Origin of the sequence: Phocaeicola fibrisolvens, from assembly GCF_025567125.1 — a bacterium.
GTDB lineage: Bacteria > Bacteroidota > Bacteroidia > Bacteroidales > Bacteroidaceae > Phocaeicola > Phocaeicola fibrisolvens.
Genome location: NZ_JAOQJI010000021.1, coordinates 26,332 through 47,132 on the forward strand (window position 1 = coordinate 26,332; position 20,801 = coordinate 47,132).

11 protein-coding genes are annotated in these 20,801 nt (G+C 44.1%); 1 reads left to right on the forward strand and 10 read right to left on the reverse strand.

Translation table 11 applies throughout. The features are described 5' to 3' along the window. Window positions 1-8: 8 nt before the first annotated feature. The 9 genes from OCV81_RS10045 to OCV81_RS10085 all read right to left on the reverse strand — a co-directional run bounded on the left by OCV81_RS10045 (window position 9) and on the right by OCV81_RS10085 (window position 16,126). A complete protein-coding gene (locus tag OCV81_RS10045; RefSeq protein WP_148329894.1) occupies window positions 9-1,343 on the reverse strand; it encodes a glycoside hydrolase family 43 protein in 1,335 nt (444 codons plus the stop codon). Between the two features lie 37 nt (window positions 1,344-1,380). After that, window positions 1,381-3,099, reverse strand: a complete 1,719-nt coding sequence (locus OCV81_RS10050; RefSeq protein WP_148329895.1) for a family 43 glycosylhydrolase — start codon at window positions 3,097-3,099, stop codon at window positions 1,381-1,383. Window positions 3,100-3,118: 19 nt separating this feature from the next. After that, complete coding sequence (locus OCV81_RS10055; RefSeq protein WP_148329896.1) at window positions 3,119-4,504, reverse strand: glycoside hydrolase family 43 protein; 1,386 nt, start codon at window positions 4,502-4,504, stop codon at window positions 3,119-3,121. Window positions 4,505-4,520: 16 nt separating this feature from the next. Further along, the gene (locus tag OCV81_RS10060; RefSeq protein WP_148329897.1) at window positions 4,521-6,482 is read right to left on the reverse strand and encodes a glycoside hydrolase family 97 protein; all 1,962 of its coding nucleotides are present in this window, start codon (window positions 6,480-6,482) and stop codon (window positions 4,521-4,523) included. 68 nt (window positions 6,483-6,550) lie between these two features. Beyond that, window positions 6,551-8,599 (reverse strand): TlpA family protein disulfide reductase, encoded by a 2,049-nt coding sequence (locus tag OCV81_RS10065; RefSeq protein ID WP_148329898.1) that lies wholly within the window; start codon window positions 8,597-8,599, stop codon window positions 6,551-6,553. 129 nt (window positions 8,600-8,728) lie between these two features. Next, window positions 8,729-11,122, reverse strand: a complete 2,394-nt coding sequence (locus OCV81_RS10070; RefSeq protein WP_394802533.1) for a beta-L-arabinofuranosidase domain-containing protein — start codon at window positions 11,120-11,122, stop codon at window positions 8,729-8,731. A 30-nt stretch (window positions 11,123-11,152) separates the two neighbouring features. Then, window positions 11,153-12,760, reverse strand: a complete 1,608-nt coding sequence (locus tag OCV81_RS10075; RefSeq protein WP_148329899.1) for a glycoside hydrolase family 43 protein — start codon at window positions 12,758-12,760, stop codon at window positions 11,153-11,155. 36 nt (window positions 12,761-12,796) lie between these two features. Beyond that, window positions 12,797-15,247, reverse strand: a complete 2,451-nt coding sequence (locus OCV81_RS10080; protein WP_148329900.1) for a glycoside hydrolase family 95 protein — start codon at window positions 15,245-15,247, stop codon at window positions 12,797-12,799. Window positions 15,248-15,253: 6 nt separating this feature from the next. Further along, on the reverse strand, window positions 15,254-16,126 hold the full coding sequence (locus OCV81_RS10085) for an alpha/beta hydrolase (RefSeq protein WP_148329901.1): 873 nt from the start codon (window positions 16,124-16,126) through the stop codon (window positions 15,254-15,256). 421 nt (window positions 16,127-16,547) lie between these two features. Between OCV81_RS10085 and OCV81_RS10090 the strand changes: the two genes are divergently transcribed. Then, the gene (locus OCV81_RS10090) at window positions 16,548-18,185 is read left to right on the forward strand and encodes a glycoside hydrolase family 43 protein (protein WP_394802534.1); all 1,638 of its coding nucleotides are present in this window, start codon (window positions 16,548-16,550) and stop codon (window positions 18,183-18,185) included. A gap of 97 nt (window positions 18,186-18,282) precedes the next feature. Here the strand turns inward: OCV81_RS10090 and OCV81_RS10095 are convergent, their stop codons facing one another. After that, complete coding sequence (locus tag OCV81_RS10095) at window positions 18,283-20,784, reverse strand: glycosyl hydrolase family 8 (RefSeq protein ID WP_148329903.1); 2,502 nt, start codon at window positions 20,782-20,784, stop codon at window positions 18,283-18,285. Between the last annotated feature and the right edge of the window lie 17 nt (window positions 20,785-20,801).

The window sequence follows — 20,801 nt, forward strand, 5'->3', positions numbered from 1 at the left end:
TTCCACACTCACTTACGTTTGAATTCCCAATAATCCAACTCAAACAAGTCCTTCTTATTCTCACCTTCAAAACTAAGATACAAATCATGGACTCCACTGACCGCATTGACCTCACAGGAATAAAGTTGATATTTGGACGTTTCGTTTCTCTGCGGTATGGTTACGTTTCCAACAATCTTTCCATCTGGAGCATCCAAACGAATCTTCAGATTTCCTCCCTCAAGAGGCAAGGCGGAAACCTCAAAGCGACGGGCCTTATTCTTTCCAAAATCCACCCCACGTACACAGATGTACTCTCCATTATTCACATCTACCACCGAAAGAGATTTATCCGCATTGGGAACTGTTTTCAATCCATATCCCCAAGCCATCGTTTCAGCCTCTACCTTTCGGAAAGGATTGAAGGTACCCACCTGCTCCAGTTTGGTGTCTGCCCAATAAGGCACTTCCTGAATGGTTCCATCTTCATTATAATGCATCTCAGCGACCGATACCGAACGACGTTCATAATGAGTATCCGTCTCCAGTTTCAACAAGTCATAATTCAAGCCAAAAACATACGATTTCCCTTTATAATCCATAATACCCGGATGGTTTCCACGGCTCCTGACTGTAGGACGCATGATATATCCTCTGGTCGTCCACGGACCTGTAGGACTGTCACTCATGGCATAGCCGATACCTTCCGGACAACAGGTAGAAGCAAAAGCCAGATAGTAGTGTCCATTGCGTTTATAGAACCACGGTCCTTCCTGATAATGCTCCGGAGTTTCCTTCAATTTCACGATATCTCCGGAATATGAAATCATATCCTCATTCAATTTCACATAATAACAATTAGGATTTCCCCAGTACATATAAGCTTGTCCGTCCTCATCGATAAAGACGGTTGGATCAATATCATCCCAGTGTTCTTTCTGCCATACCAGAGGTTTCCCAAGAGGGTCTTTGAATGGTCCGTAAGGACTGTCGGACACCAGTACACCGATGCCATTTCCATGAATCGGGCAATACATATAGAATTTCCCATTGCGTTCAACCACTTGCTCGGCCCAAGCTCCATTGTCACGTTTCACCCAATCAAAACTTTTGAGTGAAGCCACTGCTCCATGGTCGGTCCAGTTTACCATATCCGTAGAGGTGTACAACAACCAATCCTGCATCTTAAATCCTTCCGCATCATCCTCATCGTGAGTCGTATAAAGAAATACCGTATCATTATATACCATCGGTGCCGGATCGGCTGTATACTTTGTCTGAATAATCGGCCGCTGCGCATTTACATTCAAACAATTCAATAAACCACAACTACCACAAAACAACAGAATCTTACTGATATTCATAATATTCAAAAATTTAAGTTTTTACAAATTCATCTTTTCATTTACGAGGAGCCACACTCACTCCAGAAGAAGTCAACTCAATCGGTTGAATCGTACCATCTTCATTAAAATAAAGATACTCTACACATACATGACGACGACAATCTCCTCCCGGTTGCCCATCAAGAGAATAAGAACCATCATGATAGAAGAAATACCATTGTCCGTTCAATTCCACTACTGACGGGTGGATTGTAAAGCCAAAATTTGCCGGTCCGGTAATAAAACCTCTATAAGTCCATGGACCATTGATGTTTTCGGCCGTAGAGTAACAGATTTTTTCGGGCTGTGTACCCGGGGCATCTGCCGCATAGACATTATAATACAGATTCTTCCGTTTGAAAAGCCAGGGCCCTTCCGAGTAATTCCGAAAAGGCACTTTCTGAATCTCCCCATCCAGTTCAATCATGTTTTTCTTCAACTTCACCATATAACAGTCCCCGTTTCCCCATGCCAGCCAAGGAGTTCCATCCTCATCCATCCACACGGTTGGGTCAATATCGGCGTTCCAGCGATGCGAATCACGTGTCATGGAATCCGTAATCAAGGGTGTTCCATCGGTACGGGCAGGCTTAAACGGCCCCAAGGGACTATCTCCCACTGCCACATCAATTTTATGTTCTCCATTGTCTTTCCGATCGAGTGTGACATAAAAATAGAACTTTCCATTACTTTCCACCATCTGAGCAGCCCATGCTCCATACGGATTGGAATTAGGAAAATCGCTTGCACGCAATACCATGCCATGGGGAGTCCAATGTTTCATATCCTCACTGGAATAACACAACCATCCCGGCATATTGAACCAGCCACCCACTCCGGCTTTGTCGACACCTACATAGGCATAGGCTTTATTTTTGTAAACCGTCACAGCCGGATCTGCAGTAAATTCATCACGGAACAAAGGATTCTGACCAGGCTCATACGGACGTTCCATCCCTTTTATGGATACCTCATCGATATACCCGTCTAATACCTGCAAACTATTGGGATATCCTCCTGGAAATCCACGCCCCACAATCCACATTCCAGCATTGTGTCGCACAGCCAATCCCTGATAAGAAGTGTCTGCAAATTTATATTCCTCCTTTTCAGAAGGCTTCACCCCTAATTTCAAGACCGTTTTATCACTCTCCTTGTCATACCTCGCACAGACATACAAATCGTACCAGACACCGGCTCTTACTTCATCACCCGCTGCCATACGCACCGTTTCTCCCTTATCCGTGGCCACCTCGACAAAAAACTTTTTCTTCATCGGATCAAAACCGAGAGAAATATCCCCTGTCAACGTGCCTTTCTTCCCTTCTTTACAAAGGAAAACCTGCTCTGTTCCCAGCTGGTTACATTTAAGGCTCAGACTAACCGTCCATCCATACTGCATATCAGAGAAAGGGAGAGACTCATTAAAAGGTACCTTGAACTCACTGTTATTCAATTTCAATGAGGTTCGATTCAATCGACCTTCTCGAGTATGAAAAGGCACATCTTCACTGAAAAGTTCAGAAACCTTTACTCCTTGTTTCAACTGAAGTGTATTCCCATTTTGAGAGTCGTCTGTCACAAATGCAGGGGCGATGGAATCCGGATGTACTTCCGTAGCCAGTTCAAAACTCCAGTATGAAAGCTGTTTATATCCCTCAGACATACTCCAAGCAGTCATGGGCAGCATTGCCACACATAAACCACCGACAATATTTTGCATGTACTTTCTCATAATCCAACCTTAACAACAATTACTTTTTCATTCTCCACCAGTCAAAATTGAAAAGCTTACAGCCCTTTCTACCCTTAAAACAGAAGTACAAATCATGCACGCCCGAAACAGGCTTTCCATCTTGTTTCACCGCGGTTTCCAACGTCTTCCACATTTCCCATCCTCCGGTATGCGGAACTTGCACTTCCGCAATCAACGTTCCACCTATACTGTCGGCATGCACTTCAATGGTTCCCCCTCTCAACGCACTTGCCACACTAACTTCCAATCGGCCGGCACCCTTCTTTCCTAAATCAACTTCCCTCACCTTCAGGTAATCACCGTTATGAATGTCCGACACATAGATTCCTGTCTGGTCATTCGGTTCCGTCTTCACTCCTTCAGAAAAAGCCATGGTCTCCGCTTCCACTCGTTGATAAGGATTGAAGGTGCCTATCGGTTTTACGCCTTCTTGCGTAGCATTGATCACAGGAAAAGTTCCATCTGCATTATACTTAAACTCTTCCACAGCTACAGAACGTCCGAATCCACCTCCTCCCGGCAACTTCCCGGTATGATAAAAGAAATAAGAATTTCCTTTATAGTCAATCACCCCGCAATGATTCGTAAATGAACCTGTATCCTGCAAAGGCATGATTTCTCCCATATACTTCCAAGGACCCACCGGCGATTTACTCATGGAATATGCAATATGTTCCGGAACACCTCCTGCTGCATACAGCAAATAATAATTATCCTTCCGTTTGTAGAACCACGGACCTTCCGTATAAATATCCTTGTATTTTTCTCCCTTCACACGCTTTTCCGGATTCGGAGCTCCAAAACTTTCCACAGTCTGCTCCTGCTTTTTCACCTCTCCCTTGATGGATATCATATCTTCATTCAATTCCGCATAATAGATATTCGGATTTCCCCAATACAAGAAAGCCCTTCCATCATCGTCAATATACACGGTAGGATCAATATAATCCCAACTGCCGTCACAAAGCGGTTTTCCAATGGCATCCCGGAAAGGCCCCACAGGCGAATCACCCACTGCGACTCCAATGGCCATCGCCCCTGTAAGTTTCGAATGCAGGCAGACATACCAATAGAATTTGCCATGACGTTCCACGCACTGCGCAGCCCATGCCCGGTCATCCGCCCATTCAAAAGACTCTATGGCAAGCGGAGAACCATGGTCAGTCCAGTTGACCATATCCTCCGTAGAATATACCCTCCATTCCTGCATCCAGAAAAAATCAGCTTTATCCTCGTCATGCCCTGTATACACATAAAGTCTGCCATCGTGTACCATAGGAGCCGGATCTGTCGTATAGCAGGTCTGAACAATCGGATTCTGCGCCAATAGTATGGGAGAAATTAATCCTCCCAATGCTGCCAATATTACTTTATTGCTTATCATAACTTTTTCTTCACAATTATTTCCGAGTAATTACTACACCTCCATTTTTAGGAATAGAAAGATTCACAACTTGTTTCTTACTGATAACCTGTTCCTTGACAGAGCCTGCCAGTTTATCATTATCTTCATACACACAGACAACCTCTCCTGCCGCAAACAAGGACGAAACATCAATCTTCAGTTTAACGGTTTCATCCTGTGCATTAATACCTGCCACATACCATTTACCTGCATGTTTACGTGCCATTACGATATATTTTCCAGGATATCCGTCTATAAACTTCACCTCGTCCCATGTGGTAGGCACCTTCTTCATGAAATCGACTGCCCAAGCCGGAGCATCCGTCAAATTATTAGGTGCCAATGCAAAATGTTGCACCGGACTCTGGAACAATACCGCCGTAGCCAGTGCAAACACATCAGAAGTGACTCTCATCCGTCCACCCGGCTCATTTTTCGCATTATAATATTTATTCAAAGTACTTCCTCCAAAATCCATGCTCCCAATCGTGTTGCGCACAAACGGATGAATGCATGCATTGAATGCTTCCGCATCACAGCTTCCCTGCGAGAAATTCATATTCTCACTGGCCAATACCGCTTCACTGGCCGCATAATTAGGATACATACGTTCCCATCCACGCGGAATAGTACAACCATGGAAAATGACCAAGAGTCCATAATCATTTGCATCGGCTAAAATATCTTCATAAAGCTGCATGGTGACCTGCTTGTCACTACCCACAAAGTCAACCTTGATTCCTTTAATACCGATACGCTGCATCCACTTCATCTCTTTTCGACGGGCAATAATGTTACTCATCTTTCCACGAGGACCTTGAGGCGCATCATTCCAGTATCCATTGGAATTGTACCACAAATACAAGCCTACATTCTTCTGTTTGGCATAAGCGGCCAGCTCTTCTATTTTATCATAGCCCACCTGCGTATCCCAAAGCGCATCGACCAGTACCGTACGGTAACCCATCGCTGCACAGAAATCTACGTAACGTTTCTGGTCGTCCATATTCATGCTGGCATCGCCCGCAATAATCCAGCTCCAGGTTCCACAACCATATTCAGCCGCATAATCTTTCGACGGTTCATACAAAGGTTCTACCACATCAAACGGTACGGTTGTTTCTACGATAGGAGCCAGCGTTGGCCCCAAGGTTATGGTACGCCAAGGAGTCTTGCCCGGAAGAGCGATTCCTGGAGAGGTTGTACCATTACCATTAAATTCACCTTCCTGCGGAAAACCAATGGTATAAAGTCCGTTCTCGTGTCCGATCAGGCGACTGCCACAATAATAGCTGCTCACCCCAGTTTCGGATATTAATACCCAACCTTTGTCAGAATTTTTGAATAGACAAGGGAATGTGTATCCTTCCCCCCAGCCATTTTTTCCCATCGTATCATCTACTGTATATGGAGTCTCATAGCTGGGAGAAGTTCGGGCAAAACCACCCATCGGCCCACTTTGCGGACACAAGAAGGTAGTCGTTCCTTCCGGCAACACAAAACCCGTAGCTTCCTGCTGCACGACGCAACACAAGATATCTTTCTTAGGATACACTGTATATCTGAAAGCCACGTCATTGTTACTTACCCGGAATTCCACATCAAAAACCTTCTGTCCTTCTTTGGTAAACGGAATGACAGCCGATTCAGCCACATATTCCACCTTACTTTTTTTGATGTTGGGTAAGCGGTAGTTTTTTCGGATAGCAGCCTCCTTGATTTCACCTCCCAATGACAAAGAAGAAGTAAAATCATCGATAGTGGTCTTCATACCCAACGGAGATTTCTTGATAAAAGCCACTCCGTCATAGAATACCTGATAAGAAGGAATTCCACCTTCATCCGAAACAACCACTTTCAAGCGTCCATCAGGACTTAACACATCTTTTTCACCTGCATATAGCCCGGTTATACACATCATTGCCGCAAAAGACGATAACAATACACGTTTTATCATAGACATTAGTTTTTAATTTAAACTTATATACCTCTACTTAAATTCTTCTAAACGAAATTTATCTATTCCTATTTTTCTTTTTCTTCATCCAAATTCACTCCCAAGGCCTTCAAATCCTTCTCCAATGCTTCAGACTGATAAATATGCAGATAATCATTCGAAATGATTTTTCCATCGCGTCCCACAAGTATATAACGTGGAATGCCATTGAAACTAAATAATTCACGCAAGCGCTGATAGTCGGATGACGGAATGCGATAGACAGCCTCTCCTTTTAAATTCTTTTCTACATATTCTTTATAAGGTTTCTCCGGAGACTCACCTTCACTGGTTATAAATATGAACTGCACATCTTTATGCCCTCTCCATTTCGCTCTCAAGTCTGCACTTCTCTCAATTGCAAACCGACATGGTCCACAACCGGTCGACCAAAAATCAACCAACAAAATCTTCCCTTTATAAGATTCCGTAATTTTTCGAAAAATATCCGTTCCTTCACAAGGGGGTAGTTGGTAAGGTTGCTTCTTGAGATACTCCTGATAAGAGCTTTCTATTGCCTGTGTCAGCACAGGATAAGTAATCATTGCACAGAAAGAATCCTTCAGACACGACATCGTCTGTGTAGTTTTCAAATCCTGCTGAGTCACTTTTTTGTTAGCTTCCGCCTCCAACACTGTACAAATCTTATTGCACAAAACCAACTGCCACAAAAAAGGTATTTCATTCATATTCAAATACTCCATCAGAATCTCTGTCTGTATTTTATAAGGATAAAACATTCTCTCCGCAGTCTGTAAAGGAGTCATATCAGATGGAATTACCATTCCATAGCATGCTTTGAATTTTTCATACGCCTGCTTTTGCAACCAATCCATAAACGCAAAACGATTGATAAAGATGGAAGCTTTATTTACAGCCAAAATTTTTTCATCATTAAGCGGCATATCGCGCAAAAAGCTGAAAAACTCCATGGGTAACGGCGCCTTTCCGGTAGTATCATTCGCTAACCCATAAGTATAATCCATCGCGTAATCCAGTAACCAATATGCTCCAGATATCTTTTCATCCAATGGCAACAACTGTCGGACCTTAAGACATACCTGTTGCTTATCCATGTATTGAGACAACTTATCGTGCCATAAACTCACAACTTCATCCCATTTCTCACGTACCTGCTTTGGAGTCAATTTACTTTCCATTTCTTTCATTTCCAGATAGCCAAGCGTAAACTCCGGTGCTCCGGCAAGTTGTCGGTTTATTTCACCCAACTCATCTCCATACATCAGATTGGACAACGGATAGTTCCAGTCTCTAGCTCTGCTGCGGGCAAGCATATCTTCAAAATCGATATACAGCGACAAAGTCTTTCCTGGTTCAAGATAAATTTTTCTATGCAGTGAATTATTTTCTCCTATCACCATTAAACATTGGGAAGGATGCTCTAAAAATACTTTTCCCTCTAATTTTCCGTCCGGATGAATCTTTATGACTACTGGTCGGTCTTTATCTTCCAGCATATCTTGTACATAAATGATACCGGTATCAAATCCCAATATAGGATCATAATGATCAAGTACCCCAGTCACATAAGTCGTATCCGAGTGAAAGAAATGAGTAAATCCCTCCTCCCTTCCGACTGACGTTCCCGTCTGTGGATTTTGAGCAAGCCATCTTTCTCGTTTTTCAGAAACACCCAACCCTTCTCCATCTTTTGTCAAATCAATGCCGTATGTATTATCTTCTGACGAATCTGGCCGAATCCAGTTCACCATTTTTACCGATTCCGGCAACGGAGGAAAAGTCAAGACCACATCCGTTTCTCCCGAATCCGGCATAAAAAACCGTTCACCAAACTTCATCCCTTCTATCCCTGTTGTTTGGTAACGTAAACCTGTAGACACATCTTCCAAATAAATCGTACTATCCAGGCAAACCCACCAGTGAGGACGAAATACCACATGTACGAACAATTTGGTATCAGCATCCGTTATTACCACCTTAGTTATCGTATTGATACTCCCGGTTCTCGCTTTGAAAGAAGGATTTACGACCGTCCTTTCCACCACTTTGTTCACATTTTGAGCAGAAGTGGATAAAGAAAACAAAGCGATAAACAAAGTTTTATGTAACGATATCCCACCATTCTTGTTTTATAAGTTCTTACTTTTTGTTTCAAGTATGAGAACCCGCAACAGGAACAACCCCATTGCGGATACTCATTCTTTATAGATTCCCATTGAGAATAATTATTCAGTAAGCAAACGCAGCATGAAAATTCCACCTGCCACATTATTGTCCTTACTTCTAAACATGACTTCAATCTGATTCTTTCCTTTTACCAGAGCTTCGGGCAATTTATATTCCACATCCACAAATTCTTCCTTGTTCCATTTGCCCACGATATTCTCAGTCGCCACAACCGTACCATCGACCACAATTTCAAAATTCCGGTTACCTTGTTCATTCCCCCAATAAGTAGCCATAAGGGAAGAAGGCTGCTTGCCGTTGGTAGAAAGTGTGTATTTGAAATACCCTCCATTGCGGGCATCCCTCCACTTCTTACCTTTCAATAATCCGGTTTCAGAGTTCTCCTTCACCATCTTATGATCCACTTCAGGCTGCTGTTCACCGACACTTACCGCATCCAACGTACGCGCATCCAATGCCATCAACCGTTTTTCCTCTTCTTGTGTACGCTTCGTATACGCAGCATATCCATCTGCCGTCATGCATAACCAATACATCATGTATCGGCAATCATGAATACGGGAGAAGGGTTCCAACACCAGACCGTCAAACTTCGAATCATTGAATATGCCCGACAATTTATAACGTAAAGTCTGACCTTCCATGGGTTTCAGCCCATTCAGGTAATCGGTCACCTCTTCTTTACTTCCAATCAAGACCGGAGTTTCACTTAATGGCACCAACTTGCCTGAAGCAATATGTCCCCAACGCCCGTCATCTGCCACCAAGCCATCCAAATTATCTGTACCTACAGATGCACCCATCAGGATAGGACCACGCATAATGGCCACAAAATCATCTTCTCCCTGAAGAGTTTCCAGTCGCATTTTCATGGGCAAGAATACTTCCACCTTATCGCCATCTTTCCATTTACGGTCAATACAGATATAAGAAGAACCGTCTGTCTTTTCCGAAGCCTCCACTACCTTTCCATTGCATTTCACTTCATATCCTTCTGTGACCCATGCCGGACGTCTTACCAACAACTTGAAATGACGAGACTTTCCGCCTTTCAATCCCACCGTAAATCGAGAGGTCTCCGCATCAGGAAACTGGGTTTCCTGCGTAATCGTGACTTTCTCCTGTTCCCAGTTCAGCCGTGAAGGAATGAAAAGATTGACAAACAGCGAATCAGAAGCATGCGTATAAATAAACTCCCCATACTTCCCATGATTCTCCATTCCGGTACCTACGCAACACCACATGGCACTGTTAGGCTTCGAGTACACCCGATAGTGTGCCGGACGAGCCGAAGTGAAGTACACGTAACCACCGTGTTCCGGATGCTGTGTTGACAAAATATGATTATACAGGGCTCTCTCATAAAAGTCCGTATATGTAGCCTTTCCTGTCATCCGGAACAAACCTTCCGTCAGTTTCAACATGTTATACGTGTTACAGGATTCCGGACCTTCCCGCACTTCTACATGACTTCTGAAATCGTCCATGGCCGAAAAATACTCCCGCCGACTGTTTCCGCCTAACGCCAGCGAACGCTTGCAGGCTACAATGTTCCAAAAGAAATCGGCTGCATCCAAGTATTGATTATCTCCACACACTTCTGCAATACGCTGATACCCGATAACTTTCGGAATCTGTGTGTTCGCATGTATATTGTCCAGATTATCCTTGTGTGCTGCCATACTATCGAACAACCACCGATGAGAGAAACGCTTGGCCGTAGTCAGATATTTCTGCTCACCCGTAATCTGGTAGGCATCGGCAAAAATTTCATCCATTCCCCCAAATTCATTGGCCAGCATCTGTTCCATCTGATTGTCTGAAAGTCCTTCTGTGACAGAAATACCCCAGTCACACAATTTTAAGAACATACCCAGTGCTTCTTGATTTCCCGTATACATCCAGGCATCCCTCAATCCGGCAAAAATTTTATGTACGTTATACCACGGAGCCCAATATTTCCAGATGGACTCTACTTTTCCGTTCTTAATATCCGTCCACAGCACCTTTCCATTAGGAATACCTCCGATATAGCCGTCTCCATTGCTCTCCTGGCAACGTTTCAATTCACTCAGCATATATTCCATCCGCTTTTTGCATTCCTCATTGCCTGTAGCTGCATAATTCATCGCCATAGCCGATAAATAATGTCCACCAACATGTCCGTCCAGACCGGCCCAGTTAGGAAATGGCTCCGCTTTTACGGGCAACCCTGCTTCTTTCAAGAAAGGAGCCAGGAGGCGATCTACATCATATTCCATCAAGACCTTGAGGTTTAATTCCTGAGCATGCTTAAACGGTCCGTCAAGCAATTCCACATCCCCTAACGGAAAAGTATTCCTGTACAATCTATCTTGAGCCTGAATGTTTGAGGAGATACCATTCCACATCATCAAACACAGGCATCCTGCAATCAAATTCCGTTTCATCATTCCAACCTTCATAAAATTCCAAATCCACAATTACTTCTTAATGTGTTTATAATCGAAGAAATCTATATCCACAAAACCTCCCAGAGTCTTTGTTGCATAATTAAACAAGGCAAATTTGGTTCCCATAAAGAAACGACGATAGTCAAAAATCATTTTGAAATCAGAACCGATTTTCTTCCAGTCCTTATTATTGTAACTATAATAGAAACAGGCCATGTCCTTGTTCAACCTGAAATCTCCATCCAGACGAAGGTATATCACATCCGACGTCAAGTCGACAGTCTGCATCACATTCCGGTCGATACCTGTCACGGCCTTGTTCGTGTCATCCAGCCGGACACTTTCCGTCTTCATGGTCAGGTATTTCCGGTTCCCTTCACAAGTCACGGACAAGATGCCCGCATCTCCATTAAAGGCACTCAGTCCGGCTACATCTCCATCCTTCATGCCTGAAAGGTCCATACAAACAACTCCCGAACATTCCGGCCCTTCCATGCGCTGAGTCAACGTATTGGGAGCCACAAACAAATTATCAACCACCCGTCCGGTTTTCAAACGCAAATATCCTTTGCGTTCAGTCAATGACCAGCAGTCATTCATCGGATTGTGGTTCCACTGCCAGTTCAATTTCAACTTGTCTCCGCTAAAATCATCGCTGACTACTAACCCTTCGGAAGAATACCCTTGTACAGGTTTGGTCATCGTAGCCGGCACATGTCCGTTTTCGTCACCCAGCATCGGCCAGCCGTCCACCCAACGGCAAGGCATCACGGTCAACACGCGACCTACCCCATTCCGATCCTGAAAAATAACGCCATACCAGTTCCCTTTTCCGTCATCCACAATCGTACCTTGTGCCACATACGGAAAACCTGCAAACGCATCTTCCAATATCACCTTTTTCTCATAAGGTCCGGTTATCTTATCCGCCCGATAGCATACCTGCCGGCGATTGCCTCCCTGAGGCCATGAAATCATCAGCAAATAATACTTTCCATCGTGTTTAATCACCCTACTACCTTCCAGCAAGGCATTTTCCTCCTTATCTCTTTCGAATATCTTCATATCGACCCCACCCGGCATGACACCGCTCAAATCAGGCTTCAACTCACGCAGCTGTCCGGTTCCATAAAAGATATACGCTTTTCCGTCATCATCGAAAAACAACGATGCGTCATGAAAGTGAGGAATTCGCGACAACAAGGTCCATCCCTTTTTCGGATCGGAAGTCGTATATACATATCCTTTGTAAGGAGTGTCATTCGGAGAGAAATACGCATAATACATTCCATCATGGTAACGCAAGGAAGTAGCCCACTGTCCTCGTCCGTAAACTGTCCCTTCCTTCAAGTCATAATTAGGTTTGTCATCCAGCCGATCGTACAGGTAACTGACAATCTCCCAATTCACCAGATCCTTTGAATGCATGATGGGCGCTCCGGGAACCAGATGCATGGTCGTACTCACCATGTAGAAGTCATCCCCCACACGTATGACATCCGGGTCGGGCACATCTGCCCAGAATACCGGATTAGAAAACGTTCCATCCCCGTTATCTCCACATTGCGCATTGGCCGGACCGGCCCATATACCTCCCATAGCCATTAACAGACAAGCTAACAAAAAGTGTTTTTTCATGATTATATATACTTTTACAAATGATTCGTTCAAATTCTATTTTGCGTAAACTACATACCGCTTTCCCGGCTTCGTCTTCAAATCGTATTCATACACCTTCCTCAATTCAGGTTTTTCCGGTTGTATCAGTTTCTCCGAAATCAGTGGCGCAGAAATTTCTGCCTGCCTCAACAAGTCATTCAGACAATCACCCGAAGCTTCCTTCAAGCCTTTTCCTTTCAGAGGAACATAAGACCGTAAACGAATCACTCCCCCAATTCGGGAATAGACTACCGCCTGCGTGAGATTCGTATTCTTCCAGTCCATATCCACCACGAAGCCTCCTCGGGCCACCAAACCTTTTACACTTCCCTCCTGCCACTCATTGGGTATGGCCGGCAGCAAATGTACAGCCCCGTCATGACTCTGCAAAAGCATCTCAGCCACTCCAGCCGTAAAGCCGAAGTTCCCGTCTATCTGAAAAGGTGGATGCGCATCCAGCATATTCGGATACGTACGTCCCAAAGGATATCTTCCAGCCAGACTGTCGCACGGTAACAAAGAAAGCATATTCCGGATGATTCGATATGCATGATTGCCATCCAGCATGCGCGCCCAGAAATTAATCTTCCAGCCAATACTCCACCCGGTTGCCATATCCCCTCTCTGTATCAAGGTATTTTTGGCAGCCTGGAACAATTCCGGACTTCGATAAGGAGATACCTGATTGCTCGGATACAAACCATACAGATGAGAGATATGCCGATGCTGGTCTTTCGGATCATCCACATCCTCCAACCACTCCTGCAACTGATTGTACCGTCCGATCTGCATTGGAGGCAACTGGTTTATCAAGTGCTGAAGAGAGTCACAATATGCCTGGCTTTCCTCCAATATCCGTGCCGCATGCAGCGTATTGCTCAATGCATCAAAAGCAATCTGGTTGTCCATCGTACATCCTGCCACGATGGATACCCCGTTCGGTCCATGCTCTGGAGAAACAGAAGGAGCCGTCACCATCCAACCATAACGGGGATGCTTGGTCATGAACGACAAAAGAAAATCAGCCGTACCCTTCAACACCGGATAATACTCCCGCAGAAAATTCTTGTCACCGGAATACAGATAATGCTGCCAAAGATGCTGAGCTACCCATGCCCCTCCATTGGGCCACATACCTGCATCTGCAAAATCCACCGGTCCGGCCGCCCTCCAAATATCCGTATTATGGTGAGCTACCCATCCTTTGGCCCCATACAACACACGGGCTGTTTCACTTCCCGTTACAGAAAGGTCACGTGCCATCTCGAAGAAAGGACGATGCGTCTCCGACAGGTTAGTCACTTCTGCCGGCCAGTAGTTCATCTCCGCATTAATATTAATGGTGTACTTGCTGTCCCAAGGTGCATACAAATCCTTGTTCCATATACCCTGTAGATTTGCCGGCTGGCTACCTGGCTGCGAGGACGATATCAACAGATAACGCCCATACTGAAACATCAATGCAGCCAGCGAACAATCTTCTACCTTATTGAAATCATTGATACGTATGTCTGTTTCCCTCTTCGAGAATTCAGAAGAAGGCAAACTCAGATCCACCCTTCCGAACTGCTCAGAGTAAGTTTCCTTATGTTCCTTATACAATATTTTATTCGGTTTGCCCCAAGCTCCTTCGATGGCACGGCGTGCTTTAGCGTATGCATCTCCCGACACATCCTGATAATTGACGAAATTAGTTGCCGAACTCAATAAGATGGTAGCCGACGATGCATCCTTCACAGAAAGGCTTCCATCCTTGCATACCACTTTTCCATCCGACTTTACACGCATCATCACCACCGCATGAAGCGCAGCCGGAACACCTTCATGTTCCGCACCATTACAATACATGACAAGGTATTCCCCTTCATTTTTCACCTCTGAAGTCAGTGGACAAGCATATCTCAAGTCAACTCCCAAATTTTTACTTCCCTCACCCGCAGCCAGTTCAATCACCATGACATTATCGGCAAAGGAAGTAAACACCCGACGGGTATATTCCACTCCACCACAACGGAAACGGACAGAAGCCGTCGCATCCTCCAAATTCAAGTCACGAGAATAAGCATCCACCTCTCCTTCGCAATCAAAATCCATCCGCAGACTACCCAAAGTCAGGTAACGCATTCCATGCTGAGAAGGCATGAACTTTGCATCCAGCAAACTCCTGGCCTCTGAGTTTTTCCCTTCAAAAATCAGTTTTCTCACCTCATTTAAATAAGCGGATGCCCCTTCTCTATTATTATTGTAAGGACCACCTGCCCAAAAGGTTTCTTCATTCAGCTGAATTTCTTCATGTGCAACTCCTCCAAACACCATTCCTCCTATATGAGAATTACCTACAGGCAATGCTTCCCACCAGTTACGTGCCGGAGCCGAATACCATAATTTCAAAACCTCCGTCTCTGCAGCGATTAACCCCAAGACAGAAGCTATCAGAAGCACACATACACACAGAACTTTTCTCATAGATACCTATCGTTTATCAAAAGTCCTTGACACAAAAGGCAGACACATATACAAAGCAGAATGCCAATATTCCCAGTCGTGCCCACCGTCTCTAACTCTGAACTGACAGGGGATACCTGCCTTACGCATAGCCTGAAAGAACTCAATATTCCGATCAAGCAAAAAATCATCATCTCCACAGTCAATGAACCATCTCACCGATTTTAATGCCTGAACCGTATTTTCCTCCGCCTCTGCCACACGTTTTATGCAACTGCGGTCTATCACGGCACGGGTTAATATAGCCAGTTTGCTGTTTGGATTTTCAAAACGAGCCGCCCCTTCTTCCGGAATAGACATCAGCGCACTCATGGCATAAACAGAAGCAAACTTATCTGCATGCCACAAGCCATAACCTGTGGCCCCGCCACCGCCCATAGACAACCCAGCTACGGCACGATTTTCCTTATCACCGATTATATTGTATTTACTTTCCACATGAGGCAAGAATTCTTCAAAAAAGAAATCCTCATAAAGCCAACCCGGCATGTTAAAAAAGCCGTTCCAGACTTCCTTGTAAATATCACCACCTGCGTCCGGCATCACAATAATCATCTCACTGGCCTCCTGTGCATAAATCAAACGGTCGGCCACTTCCTGCACATGTCCGCGCCACACCCAATCCTGATTGGTCTGCGACATGCCATGGAAAAGATAAAGTACCGGATATTTCTTTCCCGGAACTTCACCGTATGAAGGAGGCAGATAAATGGAACAGACTCTTTCCGTATTCAATTTCTTACTAAAAATCGTATCATTCACTACCCTGCTACGTGAAAACAATGAGACAGGAATCAAGCCTAAAACAGACAAAATAACAATAAAAACATGTTTATTCATAGACATAAATTTTAATCTACACAAAAATACTTCACACATAGAAAAATTACAAGAATTTACGTTACCAGTACTTTTGTTTACGTTACACACAGCACCTAATCCATTTACAAAACGTACATTTTATATATCCTCAGATTACATTTCACCTTATAATACGCTGTTTTACATATATTTACAAAAGCTGTGACTTCATTCCATAAAATCAGCCACATCGTAACATACAATAAGAAATCTGCAACATACCGTCACATCCCCCCCATACAAAACACGTACATTTGCATTTAGAAAGATTACACTTCATTTAACCACAAAATCATTCATTTAATTACAAGTTTAATTTTTTATCATGAGAAATCAATTTAAACTACTTACACTAGGGACATTAGGTCTTCTGGCCGCCTCTTGTAGTAACAAGGTGACTATGCCTGAACCTGGAGTCCCGGTTTTCGGTCAGTTCACCTACACAGGAAAAGATGCGGTGTACGAAAAAAATCCACTCAACGAAGGCGAATTCTACAATCCGATACTACAGGGCTGCTATCCTGACCCCAGTATCTGCAAAAAAGGTACCGACTATTACCTGGTATGCTCTTCTTTTGCCATCAACCCCGGAGTGCCCATTTTCCACTCCACCGATTTGGTCAACTGGAAGCAGATTGGACATGTGCTCGACCGTCCGTCACAACTCAAAGTAGAAGATTCTGGTATCAGCGCCGGCATTTACGCCCCCACCATACGATACAATCCCTACAACGATACCTTCTATATGATTACGACCCAATTCTCAGGAGGTATGGGAAACATGATTGTAAAGACTAAAGACCCCATGAAAGGATGGGGCGACCCAATCAAACTGAATTTCGAAGGTATCGATCCGGATATTTTCTTTGATGACAACGGTAAAGCATACGTCACGCATAACGATGCACCTGAAAAGCCGTTATACGAAGGACACAGAGTAATCAAAGTGTGGGAATATGACTTGGAAAAAGACCAAATCATTCCCGGAACAGACAAAGTTGTAGTAAACGGAGGCGTGGATTTGTCTAAAAAGCCCATTTGGATAGAAGCACCCCATCTTTATAAGAAAGATGGAAAATATTACCTCATGTGTGCGGAGGGAGGTACAGGCGGCTGGCACAGTGAAGTCATTTTCATCGGCGACAGCCCGAAAGGTCCGTTCAAACCTGCACCGGAAAATCCGATTCTTTCCCAACGTCATCTTCCGGCAGAACGTCCATTCAAGGTAGACTGGGCCGGTCATGCCGACTTAGTAGAAGGTCCTAACGGACAATACTATGGCGTATTTCTTGCCATCCGTCCAAATGAAGCCAACAGAGTAAATACCGGTCGTGAAACCTTCATACTCCCTGTCGACTGGAGTGGAACTTTTCCTGTCTTCAAAGGAGGCTTGGAACCTATTCAGCCCAAACTAGCTATGCCACAAGGCGTGAAGAATGAAACCGGAAAGAATGGATATTTCCCTAACGGAAACTTCACTTATACAGAAACCTTTACGCAAAGCCCGCTGGATTACCGATGGGTAGGAGTCAGAGGAGCCAAAGAAGGATTCATTTCTACCACAGCAGAAGGACTGAAAATAACGCCTTATGAAACCAATATTAAGGCCGTGGCTCCCACTTCCACTCTATTCTATCGTCAGCAGCACATTAATTTCACCGTCACTACGACCCTGAAATATGTTCCCCGCACTGAAAAAGATCTTGCCGGAATCGCCTGCTACCAAAGTGAGAAGTTCAACTACGTATTCGGACTGACCAAGAAAGGGGAAGAAAACTACATCGTCCTGCAACGGACTGAAAACGGAAACTCTTCTACTCTTGCCAGCGAAAAGATTGAAAAGGATACTCCTGTCAACCTGCGGGTAAACGCTGAAGGCGACAACTATACATTCAGCTATTCCGTAAAAGATGACAACTATCAGACCGTAGGAGGAACTGTTTCCGGAGATATCCTCTCAACCAACGTAGCCGGAGGATTTACAGGTGCCATGATTGGATTATATGCCACCACATCCAATGATGCGGAAGCGTTATAATATGATATTTATTTTGCTTTTCCAATCAATAAAATCAGCCCACTGACCGCTAAAAGTTGGTGGGCTGATTTTTTATCGAATACAAAACACTGTTCAATCACTGTGGAAAGATTATCTGGTAACGCCCGCTCAAATGCATAAAGGCAAACAAGCGCAACAAACCATCATAATATTTATCCAAGTAACCATCTTCATAAGGCTCATGCTTTGCCTCCCATAGTTGCTTTACAAATTCATAACATTTTACATCTGTAGCCACTAATGATACAGCAGCAGAGGTAGCCACAAGTCCTAAAGAATGACGAAGCTGTTTATATTCACCAGCTTGCAATACCTCTTTTACTGGGCTTCCATCAACATTATACTGATCTTTAAAATCATAAAGCCCCTGACTATATAGAAAGTTCTGTATTTTATTGCCATATTCCTGCTGCCATTCTTTGTCAACACATGCCCATGAATAATCCAAGGCAATGTTCATGGGCACACGCCATGAATCAAAACGAAAAGCATCCCCAATGATTCCGCTAGAATTGAGCAAAGAGCCGTCATAGTTATTATAATCAGGATTCAATCCTGTCACCGGATGAATGCTTTTATGCAAATACTCACGGCTTTTCTGGGCACATTCTCTCCAAAAGCGACTTCTACCATCATTAGCCCATCTGGCCCACACCTCATAAAAGGCTGGCAGATGATAAGACGGGTCTGTAAATCTCGATCCAAAACCTGTAGAAGTAAAAGTAATCAGCTTTTGCTCCACATTGATAAAAGGAGTCACTGCATCCATTCCGGTCTTTTGCATGGAACAATCCAAGATATTCTGTGCTTCCGCCAGATAATTGACTCCTGAGCTGTTTCCCCATCTGTTAGAAGCAAAAATCAAAGATGTCACATAATATAACTCCCCGTCGGATGCCGGTCCCTCTGAGTTACGAGTTCCATCTGTCTGACAACTCCACGCAAAATAACCTTTCAACCTTCCATCCTGATGCTGCATATATTTTTTACACCACCTCCACAAACGGTCAAATATGTCTTTCCGGTCAAACTGGACAGCTATCATCATACCATAGGACATTCCTTCCGTACGCACATCATGATTCTTCACATCACTAATATACGCCATAGAGTCGCCTACCTTAAAATAGACCTTGTTTTCCCCATAAAATACCTCATTGAAGACCTCGTTCAGTTTTGCATCTATTTCAGCCTGAGAATATCCCATCTCCGCAAAGAAATTCCGATATTGATGAGTCTCAAAAGCTCCGGCAGGCCATGGCACCGCATCAAAGCCTAACCAATCAATCTCCACAGCCTCTCCCTGCTGGAGTATAAGCCGTACGTCCTGTATTCCCTTTGGTACATCACGCACAGATTCCCTTATAATACACCAATCCTTACATGCCGGAACTTTGATTTGCGCCACTTTCTTATCTGCGACCTCCACTTTCAGTGTTCCGCCATGGAGAGACTTTACCCGCATCTTCACTTCCTGTACTGGCTGAGTACCGAAATCCACCTGATTATAACGGACCCAAGATTTCACTTTTGCCAGTTCACATTTCCATCCTTCAAATTTATTCTTTTCATCCACAAATGAAATCCCCACTCCTTTCTTACTGGCTTCACTATACCGGTCTATCTGTATTTTCATACGTGCATTTGTCACGCCTACTCCTCTCAGTGTAGGTTTCACCTTCCGGATGGTCCCATCCGCATTAAAGCACAAAGTATCAATCCGGACCGAACGGCGTTTGTCTGCTTCCGGCGAGAAATCGTTATGATGATAAAAAAGGTACCACTGGCCTTTGTATTCCACCACAGAATGATGATTGGTCCAGCATCCCGTAGGAGATTCATCCATCATGATTCCTTTGAAATCAAACGGCCCCATAGGTGAATCTCCCATTGCATAAGCCAGAGTTTCCGTCTTATCCTTTACCCACGGGAAAGTCAGATAGTACTTGCCATTTCTTTCAAAAACAAATGGTCCTTCCTTAAAGCCCTCTGGAAGGCCTTCTATCAAGACCGGTTCGGAAGCCAGCTCCCGCATATTATCTTTCAGTTTTGCCATACGCAACCCATTTCCAGCCCAATAAATATAGGCACTTCCATCCTTATCCACCATCACACAAGGATCGATACCTTGAATTCCACTTATCGGCTTCCAATCAGGCATAAATGGTCCCGACGGATTATCGGCTACTGCCACTCCCACAGAAAATCCTTTTGCATTTTTCGCCTTAGCCGGAAAATAAAAATAATACTTTCCTCCTTTAAAGACACAATCAGGTGCCCACATGGAATAAGATTCACGTTCCACCCAAGGCACATTATTCTGCGATAGAATCACCCCATGGTCCATCCAGTTTACTAAATCTTCTGACGAATATACATGATAGTCTTCCATACAAAACCAATCTTTAAGACGGGCTACCGGACTTTCTATATCATGTGACGGATACAAATATATTTTCCCGTCAAAAACCCGCGCAGTCGGATCGGCTGAGAATGAATGATTAATAATCGGATTTTGCGAGTAGACTGCCAATGCAGACGCAAACAAAACAAGTACACAGATATATAGATGCCTCATAAATATCAGTATTAGAT